17 protein-coding genes are annotated in these 24,893 nt (G+C 42.3%); 12 read left to right on the forward strand and 5 right to left on the reverse strand.

The features are described 5' to 3' along the window. Positions 1–43 precede the first annotated feature (43 nt). The 10 genes from EZ444_RS24270 to EZ444_RS24315 all read left to right on the forward strand — a co-directional run bounded on the left by EZ444_RS24270 (position 44) and on the right by EZ444_RS24315 (position 19,556). Positions 44–1,090, forward strand: a complete 1,047-nt coding sequence (locus EZ444_RS24270; protein ID WP_131612246.1) for a FecR family protein — start codon at positions 44–46, stop codon at positions 1,088–1,090. A 203-nt stretch (positions 1,091–1,293) separates the two neighbouring features. Then, complete coding sequence (locus EZ444_RS24275; protein ID WP_225874833.1) at positions 1,294–4,815, forward strand: TonB-dependent receptor domain-containing protein; 3,522 nt, start codon at positions 1,294–1,296, stop codon at positions 4,813–4,815. After that, positions 4,815–6,554 (forward strand): DUF4397 domain-containing protein, encoded by a 1,740-nt coding sequence (locus EZ444_RS24280; protein ID WP_131612248.1) that lies wholly within the window; start codon positions 4,815–4,817, stop codon positions 6,552–6,554. The genes EZ444_RS24275 and EZ444_RS24280 overlap by 1 nt, the downstream gene beginning before the upstream one ends. After that, positions 6,554–7,774: a hypothetical protein gene (locus EZ444_RS24285; protein ID WP_225874834.1), complete on the forward strand. Its 1,221-nt coding sequence runs from the start codon at positions 6,554–6,556 to the stop codon at positions 7,772–7,774. Before EZ444_RS24280 ends, EZ444_RS24285 begins: the two co-directional genes overlap by 1 nt. A gap of 13 nt (positions 7,775–7,787) precedes the next feature. Further along, positions 7,788–8,870, forward strand: coding sequence for a fasciclin domain-containing protein (locus EZ444_RS24290; protein WP_165503715.1), 1,083 nt, complete (start codon positions 7,788–7,790; stop codon positions 8,868–8,870). Positions 8,871–8,876: 6 nt separating this feature from the next. Next, the gene (locus tag EZ444_RS24295) at positions 8,877–10,211 is read left to right on the forward strand and encodes a fasciclin domain-containing protein (protein WP_131612252.1); all 1,335 of its coding nucleotides are present in this window, start codon (positions 8,877–8,879) and stop codon (positions 10,209–10,211) included. A gap of 2 nt (positions 10,212–10,213) precedes the next feature. After that, entirely contained in the window at positions 10,214–11,212 is a 999-nt protein-coding gene (locus tag EZ444_RS24300) for a fasciclin domain-containing protein (protein ID WP_131612254.1), read from the forward strand. Positions 11,213–11,242: 30 nt separating this feature from the next. Then, entirely contained in the window at positions 11,243–14,500 is a 3,258-nt protein-coding gene (locus tag EZ444_RS24305) for a TonB-dependent receptor (RefSeq protein WP_131612256.1), read from the forward strand. A gap of 31 nt (positions 14,501–14,531) precedes the next feature. After that, positions 14,532–16,700, forward strand: a complete 2,169-nt coding sequence (locus EZ444_RS24310; protein ID WP_131612258.1) for an IPT/TIG domain-containing protein — start codon at positions 14,532–14,534, stop codon at positions 16,698–16,700. Between the two features lie 267 nt (positions 16,701–16,967). After that, complete coding sequence (locus EZ444_RS24315; RefSeq protein WP_131612260.1) at positions 16,968–19,556, forward strand: phosphoenolpyruvate carboxylase; 2,589 nt, start codon at positions 16,968–16,970, stop codon at positions 19,554–19,556. A gap of 58 nt (positions 19,557–19,614) precedes the next feature. Here EZ444_RS24315 and EZ444_RS24320 read toward each other — a convergent pair whose 3' ends face one another. The 4 genes from EZ444_RS24320 to EZ444_RS24335 form a co-directional block, all read right to left on the reverse strand. Continuing rightward, the gene (locus EZ444_RS24320) at positions 19,615–19,866 is read right to left on the reverse strand and encodes a DUF6952 family protein (RefSeq protein WP_131612262.1); all 252 of its coding nucleotides are present in this window, start codon (positions 19,864–19,866) and stop codon (positions 19,615–19,617) included. Continuing rightward, a complete protein-coding gene (locus EZ444_RS24325) occupies positions 19,863–20,174 on the reverse strand; it encodes a thioredoxin family protein (RefSeq protein WP_131612263.1) in 312 nt (103 codons plus the stop codon). Before EZ444_RS24325 ends, EZ444_RS24320 begins: the two co-directional genes overlap by 4 nt. A gap of 15 nt (positions 20,175–20,189) precedes the next feature. After that, positions 20,190–20,822, reverse strand: a complete 633-nt coding sequence (locus EZ444_RS24330; protein ID WP_131612265.1) for a peroxiredoxin — start codon at positions 20,820–20,822, stop codon at positions 20,190–20,192. 162 nt (positions 20,823–20,984) lie between these two features. Then, a complete protein-coding gene (locus EZ444_RS24335) occupies positions 20,985–22,193 on the reverse strand; it encodes a hypothetical protein (RefSeq protein WP_131612267.1) in 1,209 nt (402 codons plus the stop codon). A gap of 74 nt (positions 22,194–22,267) precedes the next feature. On the opposite strand from EZ444_RS24335, the gene EZ444_RS24340 reads away from it, so the two are divergent. Beyond that, entirely contained in the window at positions 22,268–23,668 is a 1,401-nt protein-coding gene (locus EZ444_RS24340) for an aldehyde dehydrogenase family protein (RefSeq protein ID WP_131612269.1), read from the forward strand. Positions 23,669–23,670: 2 nt separating this feature from the next. Here EZ444_RS24340 and ygiD read toward each other — a convergent pair whose 3' ends face one another. Next, positions 23,671–24,498 carry a 4,5-DOPA-extradiol-dioxygenase gene (gene ygiD / locus EZ444_RS24345; protein ID WP_131612279.1) on the reverse strand — a complete coding sequence of 276 codons (828 nt, stop codon included), beginning with the start codon at positions 24,496–24,498 and terminating at the stop codon, positions 23,671–23,673. 201 nt (positions 24,499–24,699) lie between these two features. Here ygiD and EZ444_RS24350 point away from each other — a divergent pair. After that, a partial coding sequence (locus EZ444_RS24350; RefSeq protein WP_131612271.1) for a DUF4372 domain-containing protein occupies positions 24,700–24,893 on the forward strand: 194 nt, incomplete at its 3' end.

The raw sequence follows: 24,893 nt of genomic DNA on the forward strand, positions 1-24,893 counted from the left end.
ACTCCTGCTTTTCTGCGCTATACCTTTTGAAGGACATCGCATTATGCAGCAACCAATAGATAAAGAATTACTAAAAAAATACCTTAAGGACAGTTGTAGCCCTGCAGAATTGCAGCAAGTCCGCGCTTATTTGCTAAGACCGGGTACCAGGGAAATTTTGCATGACCTGATTACTTCTGAATCACAAGCGGAATGGGAACAGCAAACCAATACAACGCTGATCCCTGATGATCAAATGAGAGAATGGCAAGCAAAATTTGAGCTAAGAAAAACTGCTCAAACAACGCTTTTAGATCAATCCGAAACATCCCGCTCTTTTAGAGGCCCTCGCTTTTTAAAGTATGCAGCAGTATGGATTCCTTTAATCCTCGGCGTCGGAATTTATGCTTTTAGCCGGCTAAAAGATAGCCCTTCAACATCGGCCCCTGCTATTGCGACGCTGGTGATGAAAGAATTTAGTACAGTAAAAGGGCAACGGGCAAAGATTACCCTTGCAGACGGCACATTGGTATATATGGGGCCGGCGAGTACACTAAAATATCCAGAACAGTTTTCGGATTCAACTAGAGTGATCGCACTTAAGGGAGAAGCCTTTTTCGAGGTAGCCCACAATCCACAAAAACCATTCATCATACACACACAAAACATCCGCACACAGGTACTAGGCACCTCTTTCAAAGTGAATGCAGTCAAAGGCCGGCCATTTGAAGTGCAGGTGGCTACCGGTAAAGTTCGCGTTGATCGTGTAAATCCAGGGCAAACAGAGCATTTGGCAGTGCTTACGCCGGGTCAGCAAGTGACGTTAAGTTCCTTAAACAGTACCGCAATACTTGGGCAGGTTGCCGTTCAGGATGTTCGTGGATGGAAAAATTCGAAGCTTGTATTTAAGGATCAATCCATTGGGGAAATAGCAGGACAACTGGAACGGGCTTATGATGTTCAGTTTAGCTTCAAAAATGCTGCAAAAGCCAGAGAAATAGTCACGGTAACCCTTCAGGACAATATCCCATTAAACCAAACCCTTCGGGTTTTAAGTGCCGGCGCACAGTTTAAATACAGTATAAAAGGTAAAAACATCATCATTAATTAAGGAAAGGCGGTTATGACTCATTAGTTACTTCAAACAAAACGTTCCCAATGGCCCTGGCAGGCTAAAGGGAACGCTTAGATATTTCTTCGGGCCCTCATTGTTTTGGAAGACACATAGGCACGATGAAATGGCAGCCGGAAAACCGGCCTATTAACAGATTATTTGCCCAAAGGGCAATTTTAACCCGTATAACATTCAAATATATGCAAAAAGGATCAATAGCTAATCCTTCACTTTTATTGGAACCCGGTGGTTCCAGATTTTTAAGAATAACTTATTTGCTGATGAAATGTTCATTTGTCCTGTTGTTTACTAAGCTTACTATGGTAGGCATGTTGTATGCCAACACCGTTACTGGTCAGAATCTTAGCCGAAAGGTGGATCTGAAGCTGGAAGGGATGGGGATTAAAGAAAGTCTACTGGCTATAGAAGCCAAAAGTGGCGTTAAGTTTCTGCTTCCGCAGAAGACGCTTGACATCAGCTCCAAAAAAGTAAATCTCAGGGCCCCTGATATTACAGTTGCCGAAGCGATTAAAAATGTGCTTTCGAACTCGGGGTTAAGATATAAAATAGTAGATCATTATGTGGTAATCGAAGCCATCCCCGCCCAGCAGCGCATTACGGGCAAAGTAATTGATGCAGTGAACAAGGAAACCTTACCGGGTGTATCTATCCGGGTAAAAGGCGTGCAGGGGGGCACCACAACCGATGCCAATGGTAATTTCAGTATGACGATCAGTCAGCCGGAAGTCGTGTTGGTATTTAGCTATATCGGCTATAACAGCAGAGAGCTGAAAGTTGATAAAAACAGCGGTAACCTTACAGTAGCCATGAGCGCTTCAAGTAAGGCATTGAATGAGGTCACCGTACAGGCAAGAAGAAAAGCAAACACCAGCATCGCCGTTTTGGATGAAAGGAAAAAATCTTCCATTATACAGGATGCCATTTCCTCAGAACTGATTGAAAAGACCGGTAGCATCACAACTACACAGGCTTTGCAAAGAGTAGCTGGTGTAACCGTAACCGATGATAAATATGTAGCTATCCGCGGTTTGGGTGATAGAAGTGTAATCGGACAGCTAAACGGTGTACGTTTAGCTTCTTCAGATCCAGACAGAAGTACCATTCCTTTAGACCTCGTCCCGGCCTCTCTGTTAGATAACATCACCATTTATAAAACCGTAACCCCGGATAAACCTGCCGATGCCGCAGCCGGTATTGTAGAGCTAAAAACAAAATCGGTACCTGAAAAGGAGACTTTTGAAATCATAGCACAAAGCGGCTTAAACTCTAATGTAGGCCTAGGCGGCCAATACAATAGTTTCTGGAACAGCGATATGGGCACTTTTGGCGATAAAATAAACGACAAAAATCTAACTGCTGATTTTAAAAACCTGGCAAAGCAATATCCTGATGGACTGGGGTCTATTCAAAGCATGATTGCCAATAGCAATTATAGCCCAGCAGCTTATCAGGAAGTCAATCGAATCAACAATATCATGCAGTCTTTTGATCCGGTAATGACTACCCAATACAAAAAGGCTCCGTTGAACCAATTGTACTCGGCTACTTACGGAAATAGCTATGAGGTGTTTAAAAAGCATAAAATAGGCTTGATTCTGGGTGGAAATTACTACCGCCGCATTACCGATATTTCTGGTGGAGATTTAACTCAATACAGTATCTATCAGGGTGTGGTGACTGGCAATCCAGATGTATACAGTCCACGAAATATTCCAAACTATATCACGCCAAACAGTTTGTACATGGGTAAATACCAGACCTATAAAGAAAATACTGGTGTTGAAACCCTCAATTACGGTACCCTGGCAGGCTTAACCTATCGTTTTAACAGTCGAAACGAAATCAGTATGCAGTATCTGGGTAGCTGGGGCGGAGAAAGCAAGGCAACAAACCTGTATGGCCGTTATGAATACACAGGCTTACCAGGCGATGTATACACGACTACCTATTCGCTGAAACAGACTTTCCGTAACCTGAATACATTCAACTTACAAGGAGAGCATAAATTTCTGGATAAAGAAATGTCGCCTCGTTTAAGCTATAATGTGGCCAGCTCCAGGTCGAAACAAAACGATCCGGATTTCCGTTTCGCGAGTTTAGTGGACTATATGCCAAGAGCTGGTGGCTGGTACCAGAGACCAGGAGTTGGGGCTGGAAGTACTAGTGGCGATCTGACTTATACTAAACATCTTTACGCCTTAACTTCTGGTTATGTAAATGGATTTGGCCCTTACGGTATCATGCAGGCAGAGCCAAACGGACGTAGATGGCGTAACCTGGATGAAAAAAACTACAACTACAAAGCAGACTTAAGCATCCCTTTTAAATTATTCGGACACATCCAGCAATTTAAAACAGGGGTAAATTATTTATTCCGTGACCGCTCTTTCACAGAGAACCAGTTGTTTTTACCAGGTTCTAATTTTACTACTAATAAATCTATCCCACTGTACGATGTGGAAGGCAACTTGAACCGACTGGTGAGCAACCAGGTGATCGGCGTAAAAATGCCTGCAGCCAATCAGGGCGAGGGCATGTTGCCTATCGGTGGTTTCTTATACAATACCCAGAAGTCTCCAAACAACTATACCGGCTATTTTGAAACCAATGCCCTTTACGGGATGGTAGATTTGAAAATCACTGAAAAACTTCGTTTAGCAGGGGGTGTACGTTTCGAAACCACTAATATTGGCTCGAAAGTAGATACTGCAGGTGTATTCTTAGATCCTTCATTGACTGCAGGAGGCGCCAACGGCGGAAGGATCCCTTTGAATCCAATCAACCCCAATTCGGTATACAAAACAGGTTTCAAGCCTTATTACTCTGTAAACGCGACCTATACCTTAAACGACAATATGAATTTCCGTACGGCTTACAACACCACTTTGGCCAGACCAGAGTTAAGGGAAATTACCAACGTTTTTGAATTCGACGCCTTCCAGATGGGATTGGTAGTAGGTAATCCAAACCTGAAAAACCAATCTACCCAAAATCTGGATTTCAGATGGGAATGGTTCCCAGAAAAAGGAGAAGTATTGGCAATTTCTGCCTTTGGTAAACGCATCGAAAACCAGTTGGTAAAGGTATTCAGCTTGCAAACCGCAGGCTTAGCAGCTACCTACCCAGAGTTTCCAACCATCCAGTTCCAGAACGATCCTAACGTGGGTAGAGTATGGGGATTGGAGTTGGAGGTAGTGAAAAGCCTTGGCTCCTTATATGATCCTTTGAAGAATTTCTATTTCGGTTCTAACTTGTTACTGGCACAAAGTGACATTAAAAAAACACCGGAACGTTATGAAGCCATTCGTTCACTGGATCGTTATACGCCAAAAAACTCTCCGCTTTTTGAGCAGGCACCGTATTCTATCAACCTTTGGTTAAACTATGAAAACCCAAAATCGGGCTCTGATTTAACCATGACCTTTAATATGGTAGGTGAGCGTTTGGTACAGATTAACCTGACCGGCGAACCCGATTTATATACGCAACCAGTACCGGTATTGGATTTTGTATTCAGTCAGCGGATCACTAAAAGCGTGAAATTTAAAGGCTACGCTAAGAATATCCTGAATCCCGCAATAAAAACCGTTTATGCAAATCCTCAGACTGGTGGTAAATGGTACGGTAACGAATACATCAACCGAAGTTTTACTCGTGGTGCAGAAATTATGCTGGGCTTTACCTATAACCTTTTTAAATAATGAATAAGCTAAAATATAAACCCCTCCCCCTCTTTTTCCTGATGGTCATGATTTTAGGTCAGGCCTGTAAAAAGGACAAGCTGAATTTTGAGGCAGATAACCGCGTTTTAACGGAAAACCGTATCAATTCTACTGCCAGGGTGATCAATCTAGCACTTTATAATCAGGTGATCGCCAATGGCGATAGTCTGACCAGTTTTCTAACCCCTAGTCCAACTCCTGGATCACCACCTAAATTACCGGGAACCTCTTATTTCCCGAACAATGGGTATTTGACTAAAATCTGGAATGTGCCTCAGGATCTTTTTAATGCACAGGAAATTGTAAAACTGGACTTCATGACCAGATCATATCAGGCCACATTGGGTAATGATATCAAAACGGAGGTCAAAAATGATTACAATAACCCTACGGACTATTTTCTGATGCCAACCTTTGGTATGGAAGGGCAGCCGGAGGTTGTTCCAATAAAGCGCGGTGTTGCGGCACCCTCAAAACCTGATCATTTTAAAATCAGAATCGTAAACCTTTCCGGTAAAATTAAAGTTCCTGGCTTCAACAGCAGTGGGGCTTTGGAAGATTTAACGGGTAGTGTCTCTTTGGCTTATTCCGATGGTTCATTGGTAAATCCGAAGACCAATAACATCAGCTCAGCAACACAAACATCTGAATATATAGAGGTCCCTTATGGTACTTATCAGTTCAAAGTGCTGATGCAGGATGGCCGACAAATGCCGGCGCTAGGTTCCGAATTGAATCAATACACCTTGCTGGATCCACCAACCTCTACGATTCCTAAAGATATGATGAATTCTACCGCTTTAACTTATGCGCCAATTCAAACCTATCAACCTGGAGGTATTTACACAATTTTAATCGCACCACAGCGGTTTAATTATCTGATCAATGAGAACTCTGAGACTGCTGATACTTATCAGAATTCATTTCAAATACTCAATGACAATAGCCCTGCGGTGAATAACACTTACTTCAGGATACAGGGCGTTAATGCTTTGAATACAGCAGCTGTAAGTTTCAGGGTAGATGGTAAAACCATTGCTACCGACCTTGGTTTTGGTGCATCAGGTGCCTATAGTAATTTTATCCAGGGTACGCATACCATCGAAGCTATAGATGCCTCAGGTAAGGTCATTGCCAGCGTAACGCAAGTACTTCGCCCTGCACAAAATTATACAGCCTGGTTATCTCCGGATGCTGCAGGTGGGCCTAAATTATTATTAGTAGCCAACGATCTAAGTGGGGCAACTTATAGCGGAGGCCTTGCACAAGAAGATGCTACTTATGCCAGAAATCAGTACCGCTACTTCTTCTTTAAAAGGTTTTTAAACCTTTCAACTGGCAATCCCTACATCACTTTCACCTTGAATAATGGGCAGTCTATTTCCAGCGGCGATGACAACCCCAATGCCGGAGTGAATCTTCAGCCGGGAATGCCGTTGTTTGAGCGTCCTTATGTGAGCAGTAGCTATGAGCAAAATCCATACGAAATTATGGCCTACCGTTCTAAACCTAACGTTGTTCCGGGCATTTGGGCAAGCGACATTGAGGTGCTGAAAAGCGATGCCTTTATCGCCAATAAAGACTTGTATCTGCGACCAGCAAGAGCATTGCCTGTGCATGAGCCGGGTATTTATACCCTGAGCTTAATTGGGCAATCGGGAACGGGAAGTACGCCGGCAACGAAAGCAAAAATGATCATTATCAAACATAACAAATAATGAAAAAGAATAGATTATTTCAAATGAACACCACATTCGTCTGGCTGGTAGCTTGTAATTTCCTGCTGTTAGCTTCCGGTTGTGTAAAGGTCGAGTACAGTAAAATTAAAGAACCTGCTTACCTGCGTGTGTTCAACAACCTTAACTACGTGCAAACCCTAGGCAGCAAGGACAATAAAGTGCCGTTTTTCTGCATGTTCATCAATCCTGTAGTGGATGCCAGCGGCATGCCGGTAAGTGCGGAAATTGTAGGTGATTTTCTAGACCAGCGGGATGCTTATGCACCGCCATATCCATCGCATATCGGAACCAGTACTTCGGTAAACAACCCCGAATATCCTGGAAAAGAAAATGTATTGGTAGGTCCGATCTTAAACGGTTTTGATTTGAGCAGCTGGGCACAGGTGCCATCTGGGAAAGTGCGCATTATGTTCGCTTACCGGCCTAAAAATACGGTGCCATTCTTTCAATTGGAAAACCATCTTAAAAAAGATATTCTGATCGATACGACTATCAATTTAACCGCTCAGGAGGTTTACACCATGCACCTGCTGCAGAAAGATTTCGTGACCAAAAGAACAGGTGTTTTATTGCGTCAGGAAATCTTCCATAAACTCCCACTATCTGACTCACTAGCCTATGTGAATTTCTATAACATGAGCGGAAAAGGTTATTGGGAGGCCGACAAGTCGCTTAAAGAAGACAATTTCCTGCTCGCAAGTTTTCAGTGGGGAATGAAAGATGACATGAACGTTTATCTTTCACTCTACGAAGATCAGAATATATTGAACCATAAAGGCCCTACAGTACCGGGTTATAAAGGGAAATACTTCGCCAATGTGAAGCTAAATACTGAAACCGCAGTGGTTAACCCTTATTCCAGCTTCCCGATCTGGGCCAGCAAATCATCCAATGGCATCACCACAAACATCTGGCCGCGGTTCGATTTTTTTGTGCCGGGGATGGATGTTGCTAGCAATCCATTCTTTAGCGGCTCTACTGATAATGGAGGAAACTGGGTTTCTGTGAATTGTCTGCAAAACGGTAAAATCAGGATGCAGAGCAATGATAACGCAGCGATATTGCCTAACCTATTGGTCAACATCCACTCTGGAAAGAACAATCCAGCCACATTCGCTACTGTAAACACCATTGAAGTAGTAAATGGTAAGGTTTATTTAACCACTATTCAAAGGAAATATGCACCGCCAATTTATTAAGAATATGATTTCCATGGAAAAAAGAAAATATAGGAGTAAAACGCTGATGATACTGGCCATAGGAATGCAACTCTTATTGCTGGCTTCCTGTAAGCATGATGATTTAACGATTGCTGCACCTAACGAGAACATCCGTCCGGCAGCCGATTTTGTGAAGAATAACTATGAGATGCGCTTGTTTTATGCAGCCATTAAAAAAGTAGGCTATGTGGATGAACTCAACGGAGCAGGCCCTTTTACCATATTAGCACCTACTGATGCTGCATTTAACAGAATGGGTATTTATAATCCCACAGATTTTGATAAACTGAACGCAGATAGCCTGAAAAAGGTGATCGGATACCATTTGTTACCTCGTAAGTTGAGTGTAACTGATATTCCCAACAACGGTATTGATGTGCGTTATGCCACTTTATCCGATGCGGAAGTGTATACTTCCAGGGCATCCACAAACCCAAATGGGGGCGCAGAAAATGAACTGTATTTTTCTGGATCCGAGGTCACCCGTCAAGATGTGATATTGGCCAATGGTACCCTGCATGTGCTGGACAACGTAATGAAGCCTAATTTCAATAAAACCGTACAAGCATGGCTGGCCGGACATCCGGATTACAGCGTGTTCGTAAGCGGCTTAAAGAAGTTTAACTTATGGGATCAACTGGCAACAACACAGCAATTCACTGTTTTTGCGCCAAATAATGAAGCCCTTAAAAATGGAGGGATTACTGCCGCTTCTTTAAATGAGATGGATGCCAGCAAATACCTGGGGGATCTGCTTTTTGGGGTTTACCTCTTATACGACAGACACTTTTTTGTTTCCGATGGACAGGTGTTCTCCAGGATCAATTCTAATGGTTCCTTTAGTTATTTCCTGAAGAACAACAGCCATTACATGACTTTCGGAGGCGGAAAACAATACCCAAGCTTTAAACTCGGTTATGGATTAGTCCTGTATCCGGGTAACGGACCTTCGGATAGTCCTATAAAAGCAGTGACCAGCGAGATCGTCGCAAAAAATGACAATTTATGTAGCAATGGGCTTGTTCACCACCTGGTGGATGGATTGGTAACACCAGAACAAGCAATAAAAAAATAAGATATCATGATGAATATGAGAAATTTAAGGTCAGTTGTTTTATGGTCAAGTCTATTTCTTTTAGCAGCTTGTACCAAGAGTGAATTTCTGCCTGATCCGGAAGGAATTCAGATTACTTTTCAACCTGAAGCCACACAAACCGTAGAAGAATTATTGGCCGAATCGCCGGCAAAACTATATTACAGCGCCTGGCAAAGGAGCAATATCAAGAATATCCTGCAAGAAAAAGGACCCAAATTGGTGTATACTGTTTTCGCCCCGAATGATGCGGCGATGCAAGCCGCAGGTTTAACCGCCAGCGCAATTACTCAGATGCCCCTACCAGAACTGGACAGCTTAATGATGTTTTACACCACTATTGGCCCAGTTACCCAGTCAGAGCTGAAACAACGGAACGACAATTTTGTGGTGAAGACTTTGCTGCAGCGCCCAGGACTTTATCTTCCTTATTATGAGAATACCGGAACAGGACTAAATCAGTACGATTTATATTACTACAGAAATTACGTAGGCGTAAAAGGAGAATCCTTACTGATCAATGGCAAGAACTCAGGTAAACTAAACTATTTGCCAGCAACCAATGGCGGCGTTTATATCCTGGAAAATACTGTAGAAAAGCCAAGAAAAACCATTTTGGAAGCTTTAACTGATGATGGCAGATTTACGATATTCCTGGAATCTCAGCGCCTGGCCGATGAATATTATATAGAGGCCATGATCAATGATATGGAACCGCTTTTCGGTTATAGACCTAGTCCGGAGGAAGTCCTCCCTTACATCAGCTCCCGAAAGCTGTATCAAGTTGGCTGGGGCATAAATGCGCCGATTTATGATGGGTATGTCGGGCCAAATATCACGATATCCACACTCTTTGCACCAACGGATGAAGCTTTTCATAAAGCAGGATTTCAAACCCTGGCCGATGTGATGAAGTTTAATGAACGCAGTGCCAGCACGATCCGTTTTGATGAGAACCTATTTACCGGAGTGGGCGGCTTTCCGATGGATACCGTGTACAACTTTCACCGCGACTGGGGAAGGATGTTTCAACCAGTTACCTCAGGCGGCGATAAGGCTTACGCCAATACCACGATATTTTATGGCAATGTGCTCAACGCTGGATTGAACGATTACATGGTCAATCTGGGTGGTAACCCACCCGCAGAATTTGCCTATAAAATGCCAATCGAATTTTCATCAGTAAATAACAGCATTCAGATGAAGGCAAAAGGTTCCGCCTATCCGGCAGCTACGGTGACAGAAACGGACATCAACACCTTAAATGGACCTGTCCACGTGGTCGATCGCCTGATTTTTCCTAAAGGATTTAAATTAAACTAAACATGCCACATTTATATAAAAAGAACGCCCTATTTTCTTTAATGCTGATGACCATATTGGGAATATCATGCAGTAAAGATAACCAGCAAAATAGCGATTATGATAACAATAAGATCAACCTGGTGATCGCCGATAACTTTAACCTTTCGGCGTTTAGCGCTGCCTTAAAACGCAGTGGATTAGACAAGTCCCTACAGGAGGGTGCCGGTCCTTATACGGCTTTGGTGCCTTCAGATGCGGCCTTTACTGCTGCGGGTTATTCCGGGGCGGTAGGCGTTATGACTGCCAATCCGACCATAATTTCGCGCATTGCAAACTACCATACCCTAGACGGAAAGTACGAATTGAACAAGCTCCCTTTTCTGTTTAATCAGGAACTGCGTTCCCGCGGAGGAAAGTTGTATGCCACACACTGGATCAAAGGCCAGGATACGATCCTGACCCTGAATGGTTCCAGGGTGATTTCGAAAAATATCCCAGCTTCCAATGGATTGATCCAGGTGGTTGATCGTGTGTTAACACCTTATCTGCATGATTTATTAGGCGATGCCATCGCCGCAGAAGCGAGTACCACGCTTTTTACCCAGGCTTTAAGAAGTTCTGGTCTGCTGCAAACCATTAATGAAGCAGGCCCTTACACCATTTTTGCGCCTAATAATACCGCGATGCAGGCAATTGGCTATATAAGTATCGAGCAAATCAGCAACACCAATCCGACAGAGCTGAAGCGTTTCGTCAACTACCATATTGTGAAAGACAGACGCTTTATCTACGACTATATTTTAAGCACCGGGCCTTCTAATAGCAGCAGGCAAGCCATGTTGGATGGTAATTCGGTGACGATGACCTTGGTGCCAGATGAAAGTGCAGTAGGAAGTTTTAAGGAGATTACACTCAGAGGAATCGGAAATACGACGGAGGTAAAACTGCTGAAACAAGACATCCTTTCTGGAAATGGTGTATTACATATTATTGATGGCGCTTTGCGAATCACCCAATAACCGGCTTCGTAAAACAATTAAACTTAAAAAATGAAGAAAATATATTCAGTCGTTATGCTTTGCGCCCTGATGTTGGTGTCGTTTTATAGCATGGCGCAAGAAACAAGTGGTTCGTTAACCGGACAGGTTAAAGATGCCAATGGTTTGGCAATACCCGGTGCTACGGTTGTGGCTATTCACGCGCCATCGGGCACTCGTTACGCCATGTCAGCGGATAAAGATGGCCGTTATTTCCTAAATAATCTCCGCATTGGATCACCTTATCTGGTGACCGTTTCCACGATGGGGATGCAAAACGCAGTGCGCAATGACATTTCAGTGCGCCTGGGTGGAAGTCAGCAGCTCAACTTTGTTTTGTCAGAAAATGCACAGGAACTGAAAGGAGTAGAGGTATCCGCCAGAAAAACCGTCCGACAAAAAGCGGACAACTATGGAACGGGTAAAAATATCAGCGCTGAGCAGCTGAAAAACATGCCAACGATCAACAGGAGCATTACTGATATTACCCGCTTAACCCCTCAGGGCAGCCGCGACAATAGTTTCGGCGGTACCAACTTCAGGTACAACAATGTGACCATCGATGGTGCCGTAAACAACGATGCTATTGGTTTTAGCCCTTCACAAGGCGGACAAACGGGTACTTCAGGTATGAATGGCAGCAGTACCAGGACCAATCCGGTTTCTCTGGATGCCATAGAAGATATGCAGGTTTACCTGGCACCTTTTGATGTTAAAATCGGAAACTTTACCGGTGGATCCGTAAACGCAGTGACGCGTAGTGGTACCAATACGGTAACAGGTTCGGTTTATGGTTTAGGAAGAAATGCAGTCTTGACAGGCAACGATCGTGTGGGCAGTCTGGCTAAGATGAATTCTGATTTCCATGATTACCAGGCTGGTTTCCGCGTAGGTTTCCCCATCATCAAAAACAAGCTTTTCTTTTTCTCGAATGAAGAGATTACCCATCGTCAGGATCCTACACAATTATACGTAGGAACAGCAGAAACAGCCCCAATTTTCAGCGTGGGTGATGCACAATCCATTGCAAATACGGTGAAAACCAGATATGGAAGTGTGTTTGACGCCGGTACCGCCGACGTGTATACCAATTGGAGCAAATCTCAGAAGTTTTTTAACCGTTTAGACTGGAATATCAATGATAAACACCAGCTGGCGATCAGAAACAACACGATTTTCAGTAAGGCGACACATATGGACCGAGATCAGCAGGATTTCAGGTTTAGCAGCATGGCTTTTCAACAGGAAAATAACCAGACCAGTACCGTTGCCGAGCTGAAAAGCCGTTTCAATAATGAACTGTCCGGTAATTTATTAGTCGGCTTTACCCATGTGAACGACAACCGGGATCCATTAAGCGATCCGACCTTGCCACAGGTGCAAATTATGGGACGCACACCAGGAACCACTATTTATTTAGGTACAGATCGCGAAGCGAGTATCTTCAATATGAAGCAGAAAACCTGGGAGTTTACCGCAAACTTAAACTGGACAAAAGGACGTCACAAGTTCTTAATAGGGACGCATAATGAACTGTACCACATCAAATATGGTTTCGTAAATGCCTGGAATGGCCGTGTAGACTATCAGAGCATTGAAGATTTCACCAACAACAACCCTTACCGCGTAAGAGGAAGCTACAATTATTTCAATAACGACAGAGATTATTTATTGGCGAATCCGGCAGCAGATTTCAACGTCAACATGTATAGTTTATATGTGCAGGATGAAATCAGGATTAGTGATAAACTACACATCACGCCAGGATTACGTGCAGATTTTGTGAATTTACCAACCATGCCAACCTTGAGCGACAAGGTTCGGGACATTATCGCAGATCCTTATTTTGGCAGTACTTACACGTATACGCCATTGAACCGAATCGACAATAAGTTTTTAAACAAGGTACAATTGTCTCCGCGTTTAGGCTTTAGATATGACGCATTGGGAGATCAAAAGTTAATTCTTCGAGGAGGAGTAGGGATGTTTACCGGCCGGATTCCTTTTGCATGGTTAGCTTATGCATATTACAATACTGGAAATACTTTTGGTGCAATTGATCAGAGAGCTGATCAGCAGGCTTTTTTACCGGGCACAGATCCGATTAAACCTAGTCCGAATGGCATTGGCGGATTTATTGAACAAAACGGAACGGTGATCAATAACCCAAATAGCGGTCGCACACAGGTCGACTTGGTGGATAACGGCTTTGAAATGCCACAGGTATTGCGTGGAAGTTTAGGGATCGATTACGAAACAGAAAGCGAATGGCGTTTTACCCTGGAAGGAATGTACACTAAAAACTTAAAAGACGTACTGTTCCAGCAGTTAAATACCAAAGACAATCCACTGTATTACGGTTATGACAAAGAGAAGCAACAGCCTGTTTATGGTGGCGCGGTAGATCCACGTTTCTCCAATATTTACCTATTGAGCAATACCAAAGAAGGCTATCGCTACAGCCTAACTGGTACCATTGCTAAGACATTTATCAAGGCGCTAAATGTAAGCACTTCTTATACTTACGGACAATCAAAAGACCTGAGCAATGGGGTGCGTAACTCCATGGAAAGTAACTGGCAGTTGAATCAAGCTTTGATCCCAAACAATCCAACGCTAAGTGCCAGCAATTTTGACATTCGCCACCGCATTGTATCCACCATCAGTTATAACTACGAATGGAGCAGATCGGGTAGAACGAATATCAGTCTATTCTTCTCAGCACAATCGGGCAGTCCCTTTACTTATGGTATTGTAAACGGCAATATCCAGGGCTTGCCACAGCAAGTGAGTTTAACTTACATTCCTTTAAGAGAAGAAGCCATCCGATATTTCAAAGATATTCCAACACAAACGGCAGTGCAGCAAGCAGCAGCTTTTAATCAATTTATTGATGGAAATGAATACTTGAGCAGCAGAAGAGGCAGGTACACAGAGCGTAATAAAGGCAGGACACCATGGAATGTTCAGGCTGATTTACACCTTTCTCATGAGTTATTTGTGAACGCCAATAAGTCGAAATCTTTAAGCTTTACGGTGGATGTGATGAATGTGACCAACCTAATCAGCAAGACCTGGGGTGTTCAGTATTTCTCGCCAAATACGTTTAACTCCACCAGCAGTGTGGGCTTAACACCTTCGCTATTTCCACCTCAGCAAAACACAGATAATTATCCTGTTTTTACTTTTAACAACCCTGGTCAGCCTTACAGCATCGATTATTTTGGATCGAGAGTGCAAATGCAGTTCGGATTGAGGTATACCTTTTAGTTTATTAGTTTAGAAATTAAGTCATAAAAAGATGAATAATCAACACAAATGGAATTTTAGTATCGGCATGATGCTGTGCTTCCTGCTGTTTATTGGTGCTTGTAAAAAAGATAAGGTAGAAGTACCTGTGGTGCCCTTCAAAATAGACAGCTATTACCCGAATAGTGGGAATGCAGGAACCTTGGTTTCCATTGTTGGCGAAGGTTTTGGAACCGAGCTAAGTAAGTATTCGGCAACCATTTCTGGTAAAGCCGCAGAAGTGATCAGTGCCACAGAAAGCACCATCGTGGTTCGGATGCCGGAAGGTGGCGTAACCGGTGCATTGGCGCTTACCTATGATTCGCGCAATTTTGACCTGGGACAATATATCTACCAGGCCTTAAGCGTGCAGAATGTATTTCCCGCCAATGGCCCTGCGGGCTCTCAAATCCGGATTACCGGCGCTGGTTTCAGTAGTACTACTGGGCCGGCTACGGTTTTCATCAACGGAAAACCAGCCTTGGTAGTCAGCGTATCTGACGAAATTATTGTAGCCGAAGTACCGGTAGATGCTGGTTTTGGGCCGATAGTCGTGAAGGTGGATGGTAAAGAAGCCAAAGGTCAGAACTTCACTTATCAGGCCATTAGCAATATTAAACCTTTAAGCGGCGGCAAGAACACAAAAGTGACGATCACTGGTGTGGGTTTTGAAGAACTTGCTGCGGGTAACCTGATCGATTTTAACGGAACAAGCGCCACAGTATTGGAAGCGACGAAAGAAAAACTGGTAGTGCTGGCACCTGATGGCGTTAAAACAGGACCACTTTCTGTAAACATCAACGGGCAAAAAACGTCTGGACCTGTATTTACCGTAGTTGCTCCACCATCGATTCAAGTCGTAACGCCATTAAGCGGCCCGAAAGGAGCTGAAATGACTATTTCTGGGGCTTTGTTTAGTGCGGTTCTGGACGAAAATAAAGTCTTTATTAATGGCGTTTCCGTTCCAGTTCAAGCTGCTAGCGAAAACCAGATCAAGCTATTAGTGCCCGGCGGTACAGGTACTGGATTGGTAAAAGTGGTAGTGAATGATCAGGCAACTGATGGTCCGCAATTTAAAGACCAAACGCTGGGTATCCTTTCTGTAAGTCCGGATAACGGCTTGGCTGGTACAACAATTACCATTAAAGGATCAGGTTTTAGTGCCAGCCCTGTAAACAACAAAGTGTACTTTAACGGATTACAGGCAACTGTAAAAACCGCCACAGAAAACACATTGGTACTGGATGCACCAGCAGGATTAAGTACCGGTGATTTAAAAGTAGTGGTGGACGGTCAGGAAGCACTGGCGCCACAGGAATTTAGAAGAGCAGGAATGCTGACACTAGCCGGTGGACCTAACAGTGATACTTTTGGAGGTTTCATGGCTGGTATAGCAGTAGATAACAGTGGAAATGTCTATGCAGCGGACAGAATGAATGGTGTGGTGAAAAAGATTACACCAGCTGGGGAGGTCAGTATATTACAGGCCAATGGTACCAACATTACTTTTGATACCCCATACGGAATTGTGATCGATAAACAGGATAATATATATGTGTCAGATATTGGCCGCAATCACATCAGGAAAATTACGCCTTCAGGTCAGAATACGGTCTATGTTTCCGGCTTTGCGCCAGGTTTAATGACATTTGACAATGCTGGAAATCTGTATGTGAACATTGTGGCTGCTTATGCGGGTATGAACAAAGTAAATACAGCCGGTAGTTATACGAAAATCAGCGGTCCATTTTGGCCTATGGCTAAGGCAGTGGTAGATGCAGATGGAAATCTATATTATGTAGATTCCAGTTCAAGCAGTAATAATGCGATTGGACGTATTGCTGCAGGAGGTGGAAATGAAAACTATTTCACAGGTAGTTCTGATGCTGGATTCCAGGATGGAATAGGATTAGCGGCAAGATTTAACAGTATTTCAGGTGGATTGGCTTTATATGGCCCTGGTAAATTGATTGCCGGTGACAAGTACAATTACGCATTAAGAGAAGTTGATATTGCCAGTAAAAAGGTTTCAACGCTGGTAAAATTGTCCAATGGTTTTGCAGATGGTTCATTCTCTCAGGCCAAAATAGGCTCAATGGACGATATGGCCGTTGACAAAGATGGAAATATCTACATTTTAGATGCCGCAAATAAAGCGATACGGAAAGTGTTTTTGAAGTAATCTTAAAAATGACCTTATCATAAAAAAAGAGGTTGATCATCTTTTATCGATGAATCAACCTCTTTTACCCCAAAAAAAAATAACAATTAAATGGTATACCTTTCAGCGGTTCCGCTTAAGCATACCAACCCTCTTTAAAGATTTTTTAAATCTCTACACCTCTAAGTTATCGATTTATATAAATAAATCAAAATAAAATTATTGCCTTTTAAGCCATTATTTGGATGATTTTTGCTAGATTAAGCGCGAAAATATTACCTTCAAATTATGATGCAAAAACAACGAGCAAAAGGTCAGAGAGAGTCTATATTTAACAATGAAGTCGTATCCCGGTTCGAACTTTATAATAGCCTTTTCCTAACCCTTCCGTTTTACAAAGTTAAAGACACCGGTACTTTACTCCCTCTCTTTTTAAAATACTGCGAGGATGGTGTAAAAAACCATGACACTCCCGCAGAAATTATTGATGTTTTTTTCAAGAAGTACACCCAAAAGCATTCAAAGAAGGACATTATAGACCTTTTATTCCGTTTTATACAATACATAGAGCGTCAGGTTGTATTATTCGATGCTGTAGAGGATGCTTCCTTCAATAAGCTGAATGCTGCCGATGAACACAATGCCTTATTGTCGTACCTTAAAAAGGGCACAGACAATAAAGCCCTTACCGATAAGATTGAAAAACTAATCGAAGAGTTTTCTCTTCGTCTGGTATTAACGGCACACCCTACCCAGTTTTATCCAGGTAGCGTATTGTCGATCATTACCGATCTAACCACTGCGATCAAAACCAATGACATATCAAGTATCAACCTGTTGTTACAGCAATTGGGTAAAACGCCTTTCTTTAACAAGAAGTCGCCAACCCCTGTTGATGAAGCATTAAGCCTGGCCTGGTACCTTGAAAACGTATTCTATTTTGCGGCGGCAAATATCCAGTCAGAAGTAGATAAGAGCTTAAACGATTACAACCTGCAGTCTAAAAAGATCATCGAATTGGGCTTCTGGCCAGGTGGCGACAGGGATGGCAATCCGAATGTACATGCCGATTCTACGGTACAGGTTTCAAAAATGCTACGTCAAATCCTATTTAGGTGCTATTACCGTGATTTCAGAAACCTTAAACGCCGCATTACCTTCAGAGGTGTAGAAGATACGATTGCAATTGTACAAGATGTATTGTACAAAAATGCCTTCGATCCTAATATCCCGATGGAGAATATTGCCGATTTCTTAATCGAAAACCTCAATAAAATCTTAACCACTTTAAACGAAGACCACGATGGCCTGTTCACTGATGTAGTATCAGATTTGATCCGTAAAGTAGAACTTTATGGTAGTCATTTCGCTTCTTTAGACATCAGACAAGACAGCCGCGTACTTAGAGATGTACACGCTTTCTGCCGTCAAAGCAAGCCAATCGTTTCCTTGTTCCCTGAAAACTACGACAGTCTTTCCGAAGCAGAAAAGATTGAAAACATGTCGTTCAAAAGCGCCAAATTGAATGCTGCTGAAACTACAGACTCATTGATTAAGGATACCTTGCAAACCATCGCTGAGATCAAACAGATCCAGGCAAGCAATGGAGAACTGGCCTGCCACCGTTTCATCATCAGTAATTGTCAGCAGGCTAGCGACATCTTGCAGTTGATGGAGCTTTTCCTATGGAATGGCTGGGAAGAAGACAACCTATCCATTGATTTCGTGCCTTTATTTGAAACGGTACATGACCTTGCAGATGCTGCAGAAATCATGAATACGCTTTACACACACCCTTTTTACAAAAAACACTTAAAAAACCGCGGCAACAAACAACATATCATGTTGGGCTTCTCAGACAGCACCAAAGATGGTGGTTATCTAATGGCCAACTGGTCTATTTTTAATGCTAAAGTAGCCTTAACAGGAATTGCGGACCAACACAATATACAACTAGCCTTTTTTGATGGTCGTGGCGGCCCACCTTCACGTGGAGGGGGTAAAACACACCGTTTCTATGCCTCTATGGGTAAAGAAATTGCCAACAAGAACATTCAATTGACCATACAGGGTCAAACCATCAGTTCACAGTACGGATCAATCGACAGTGCCGAATTTAACATCGAACAGCTGATCAATGCCGGCATGTCTGCGGGAATGAAAGAAACACACAATATTTTACTCGACCCACTGCACAAAAACCTATTGGATGTAATGGCAAAAGACAGTTACGAGTCCTTCCTTGCTTTACGCCAGCACCCCCTATTTTTGAGTTACTTAGAGAAATTCTCTCCCCTAACCCTACTGTCTAAAATCACCATTAGCAGCAGACCGGTAAAACGTAATTCTGGAGGCGCGTTAAAACTAGAAGATCTTAGGGCAATCAGCTTTGTAACTGCCTGGAGTCAGTTAAAACAAAACATTCCTGGGTTTTATGGAATGGGAACGGCTTTAAAAAACCAGAAAGCTGAAGGCAATTGGGATAAAGTTGTAAAAACATACCAGGAATCAGGATACTTTAAAACCATCGTAGATAACTGTATGATGTCGATGAGCAAGTCAGATTTCTCTATCACTGCCCACTTTGCAAATGATAAAGAATATGGTGCTTTCTGGAAAATCTTACACGACGAATTCGAGCTCTCTAAGGAGATGTTATTGGAGCTTTCGGGACACACGGCCTTAATGGAGAATTACCCCGTTGAGAAGAGCTCTATTGCAGTCAGAGAGAAGATTGTATTACCTCTTGTACTCATCCAGCACTATGCATTGGAACAATTGCAATCTAAAATTACAGATGAGGAGCAACAATCCTATGAAAAACTAGCGATCAGAACGGTGTACGGCATTGTAAATGCCGGTCGTAACCTGGCTTAAAAGCACAAAAAAAGGGCGATTCAAATTGGAATCGCCCTTTTTTTGTGTGTATCAGAAATTAATTTCTATCAATTGAGCCCATTACTTTTTGGCCAAATGCATTCAGCGCGTCTTTTTCAACCATACCGCTCTTTACACTCTCATGAACTTCAAGTGCACCACAGATATTGGTAATCATTTCACCCGCTACATTAACCTCTTCCTCATTTACGCCTCTAAATTCACAGAAAGCTTCTAAAACAGTTAAAGTTGCTTCAAGATCCTCAGGCGTGCTATTTTGGAATAGCTGTCTTATTACTGGTATTTTCATGATTTTATTTTATCAAATAATTCATTTAACACTTCTGCCTTATTGGTCTGAGCCTGATCAACCAGCACTCCACCTTCAAAGGCTGCAAAAGTTGGTAAATTATCAACGTTTGCAAGTTTGCGTGAACCAGGAAGTTTTTCCGCATCCACAATTAAGAAAGTAACATCTTCGTTCTCAGCTGCCAGCTTCTTGAATTTTGGTTTCATGATTCTGCAGTTTCCACACCAAGATGCAGCATACTGAACCATAACCTTGTTGTTTTCAGCAACATACTGTTGAAGATTATCTTCTGTTAATTCTAAAAACATAATTTTTATTTTTTATTAGTTAGCGCTCAGGTATTCTGCAACGCCAGTTCTGTTCGCATTCATTGCTTCTTTTCCTTCTTCCCAGTTAGCAGGGCAAACTTCGCCATGTTTCTGAACGTGAGCATAAGCATCAATTAAGCGTAAATATTCTTTTACGTTTCTACCTACCGGCATATCATTAACACTTTCGTGGAATACTTTACCAGTTTCATCAATTAAATAAGTAGCTCTGTAAGTTACGTTTGAACCAGAGAAAGATTCGTTTCCTTCTTCGTCGTACTCAACGTCCTGATCTACAATACCTAAAATGTTAGCTAAATGTCTGTGTGTATCCGCTAAGATTGGATAAGTTACACCTTCAATACCACCATTTTCTTTTGCAGTATTTAACCATGCAAAGTGAACTTCGTTAGTATCGCATGAAGCACCAATTACAATTGTATTTCTTTTTTCAAAATCAGGTAAAGCGGCTTGGAAAGCGTGTAATTCTGTTGGACAAACAAAAGTAAAATCTTTTGGATACCAGAATAATATAACTTTTTTCTCTTTACTTACTGCTTCTTCAAAAATGTTGATTTTCAAATCGTCACCCATTTCTGACATTGCATCAATGCTTACGCTCGGGAATTTTTTACCTACTATTGCCATAATTATTTTTGTATTTTATTGTTCTTTTTTTACAGTGCAAAGATAAGCCTATCTGCACTCAAAAACAACCGCATTTGGGATATTACGGATACTAAATCTTGATAGGCATATAGAGGATATCTATAATGCGATTATTGAAATTAGTTTTTATCTATGTGGCTTTTATCTGATTACCCTACCCGACTTATCAATATTCACATCAAAGGGAGTTAAGTATTCATCCACCAATACGGCAAATTCACGACGGGTAACATTCCTATTTAAATCAAACTCATTTTTAAAATGATAGCGTGACACCCATCTTTTCTGAACTTCGGCTTTGGTAGTTTCAGGTGATTTGTTGCCAACCATACAAATCATGTTTAACACAGCACCTAACGTCATGTTTGCTTCTTTATAATCATCAAACCAAATTTGGGCTTTGTAGTAAAACTCCTTTAATGGCGCTTTTATTTCGGCTGTAGTCACCTCCTGCTCTGGATTGAAATTAGCCAGGCCTTTTACCAAACTTGCCTTTAAAAAGCCCGAAAGACCAACAAACTGAATTGACTTCCAATTGGGATCGTCATGTAAAATGTCGGCAAAAGGCATAACCGACAAACGATGGTTGATTAGCTCCTTCTGTATTGACTTTAAAACCGAGAGTGAGGTTTTTGTCCTAAAAAACACCGCATAAGCTGCTGTAGCCCCAGCCGCCTGTCCTCCGGCAAAACTTTCGTCTTCTGGATTCAAAACCACCAGGTTTTCCTGCTTCGGCAGCAGGAAGCTGTCTAACAGAATAACATTAGCGTTGCTGTTGTTAACCCAATAGCCTGCACTAACGCTTCCCCGGTAAAGATTATCACTATAATTTAAAGGCTGCCATTGCTTCTTAACGGCCCCTTTTAACGCCAAAGCCTCCGTTACATTTCCGCTACCATCTGCATTAACAAGCACCTCCGCTTTTATGGTTCGCCCATCTTCCAACAGCACATTCCAATTGTTACCTGATCTTTTTATCCTGGACCACTTTACATTCCTCAACACGGTTAAATTTTTAGTGCTGTCGGACCAGGTTTTAAGTACCGCATTTGCACTGGTCTCATCCACATATACCTTGCTTAAACTATCCGAAATCCCTTTTGCCAAACGCATCTTTTTTAAAAACAAGGATTCAAGGCCCGAACTGACATTCTTATCCTGAGGCGTAACAACCAGATCTGCAGCCTGAATTAGCATGATGGTTTTAACGCCCGAAATTGCCGACTGAAACCCTGATCCAATAGCGTTATCCCCCTTGCCAATTACTAAAACCCCAGTTTTAATGGTCTGAGCAGCGGCAATTTGTGTAAACACAGAAATCACGAAAACAACAAACAATCCTTTTTTCATTTTGTACGTACTTATGTATATATTTAATAACGATCAGCAATATCGATTAATAATTCCCCAGCTTTAACATCGCCATGACGCAAATCATCAATTCCGTATTCGAAGCTCAGCAAAAACATAAATATACGCTTAGAAACAGCAATGCAACAGAAAGAATTGATAAATTAAAAACTTTAAAGGCCACCATAGAGAAATATGAAAAGGACATTTACGCCGCCTTGCAATCCGACTTGCGCAAAAGTCAGTTCGAAGCTGCTGTAACCGAACTCATATTTATTTATGGGGAATTAGACTTCGCGATAAAGAACGTAGGCAAATGGATGAAACCCAAGCGTGTCGGAAAAAGTCTAACAAGTCTGATGGCAAAAAATAGGATCTATTATGAGCCAAAAGGCGCCTGCCTGATCATTTCCCCTTGGAATTACCCCTTTCAATTAATGGTGAGCCCGCTTTTATCTGCTATTGCAGCCGGAAATTGTGCCATATTGAAACCTTCGGAACTAAGCCCGGCAACCAGCAGTATCATTAACAAAATCATCAAAGAATGCTTTGAAGAACAGGAAATTTGCTGTTTTGAGGGCGACGCGTCAGTATCAACCACCTTACTTGCCCTTCCTTTTGATCATATCTTTTTTACCGGAAGCACTGCAATTGGCAAGGTCGTGATGGAAGCAGCAGCAAAAAACTTAACCTCAGTAACACTCGAACTTGGGGGCAAATCACCCGCCATAATCGACGAAAGTGCCAACCTTAAAAAAGCTGCAGAAAAAATTGCCTGGGGCAAACTCATCAATGCTGGCCAGACCTGTATCGCTCCTGACTATATTTTAATCCCCGAAAGCAGACAAGAAGAGTTTGTGATGGAATATGCCCATGCAGCTAACCGTCTGTTTTTTAACAGCAACCAGCAAATCAATGAAAATGCCTATGCAAAGATCATCAACGACAGGCATTTCAAAAGACTAACGACATTAATGGATGATGCGACCGAAAAAGGCGCAAAGATAGCCTTTGGTGGCGGAAAGGATGAGGCCAAACAGACCATAAACCCAACCGTATTGACTCAGGTTAACCTGGATTCGGATATCATGAAAGAAGAGATCTTTGGGCCAGTTTTACCCATCATCACCTATCAAACATCCGAAGAAGCCATTGAGCAAATAAACGGCCGTAGTAAACCGCTGGCCCTATATATTTTTAGCGCAAACCACAAGAATATCAATCATATCATCAAAAACACTTCTGCTGGCGGCACATGTGTGAACGATGTATTGATCCATATTTCCAACCCTAAACTACCCTTTGGCGGAGTAAATAGTAGCGGTATGGGCAGCTGTCATGGTTTTTTCGGGTTCAAAACCTTCTCTCATGAACGCGCTATTGTGTTCCAATCCGCGATGAACATGAGTAATTTGATTTACCCCCCTTACGAGGGTAAACACGGCTTATTAAAATGGCTTAAAAAACTGATGTAAGCTTAGCCAATCCTTACTGAGGTCATGGTTAAAGAACCGCCAACGGCTTTATCATTAAATAAAGAAACAGCTTCAGTACCATTTTGCAAGCCAAGAGTATACATCAGTGGCAAATAATGCTCTGGTGTAGGAATAGCAAGCATAGCCTCCCGACCTAAATTCCTGTAATCTGCCAACTGTTGATGTTCGCGGTTTAAGATCAGGCTTTTAAATTTATCGTTCATTTCCAAGGCCCAATCATAGCCGCCTCCATGAATCATTTCCCAACTCATCATCCTCAGGTTATGGACCATATTACCGCTCCCTAAAATCAGGACGCCCTTTTTTCGAAGGCCATATAACTCTTTTGCGAGGTTATAATGATATGCCGCATCCTTGGTGTAATCAATGCTGAGTTGCAAAACAGGGATGGTTGCAGCTGGGTACATATGTCTAACAACGGTCCATGCGCCATGGTCAAGCCCCCAGTCATGATCTAATCCTACCTCGGTACTATGAATCAATCCAGCAGTCTCCAAAGCCAAAGCCGGGCTGCCTGGAGCCGGATAATCGACATCAAACAGTGCTTGCGGAAAGCCTCCAAAATCATGAATTGTCTTAGGGAAATCCATGGCAGTGATGTGTGTCCCCTTGGTAAACCAATGCGCAGAAACGACTAAAACAGCCTTAGGTTGCGGAATATCTTTAGCAATGCCAGCCCATTTAGCACTAAACTCATTGTCTTCGATTCCATTCATCGGCGAGCCATGGCCAATAAACAAAACAGGCATTAAGCTATCCTGCAAAGGCAAATTACTGGTAAAAGTATTGAATTGAGATAAGGTCGACATCATCATCAAAATTAAATAACAGGCTGTATCATTAATTCGGCCGTCATCCTGAATTTATTTCAGGATCTCGAATATCCTATTCAAAACCTGCTTAAACGAGATCCTGAAATAAATTCACTGTTGTCCGGATAAAATTTTGGGCTAGCTGTTAAGCTAGCCCATTGTTGATATATTTGAGTTACCACACTTAAAAACATCAACATGAGCAAAAGTATATTTTTTACCGGACAGCCCATACTAAATCAACTGTTAAATTTGCTGGATCGGGGCAAGATTAAATCCATTGCCCGTGCCGGTAAACACGATCACTACTATAAGCATTTTGACACTTATACCCATTTAATAACGATGCTATACTGCGCATTGAACAAATGCACAAGTAGCCGTGAAGTTGT

Source organism: Pedobacter hiemivivus (assembly GCF_004331685.1).
Lineage (GTDB): Bacteria > Bacteroidota > Bacteroidia > Sphingobacteriales > Sphingobacteriaceae > Pedobacter > Pedobacter hiemivivus.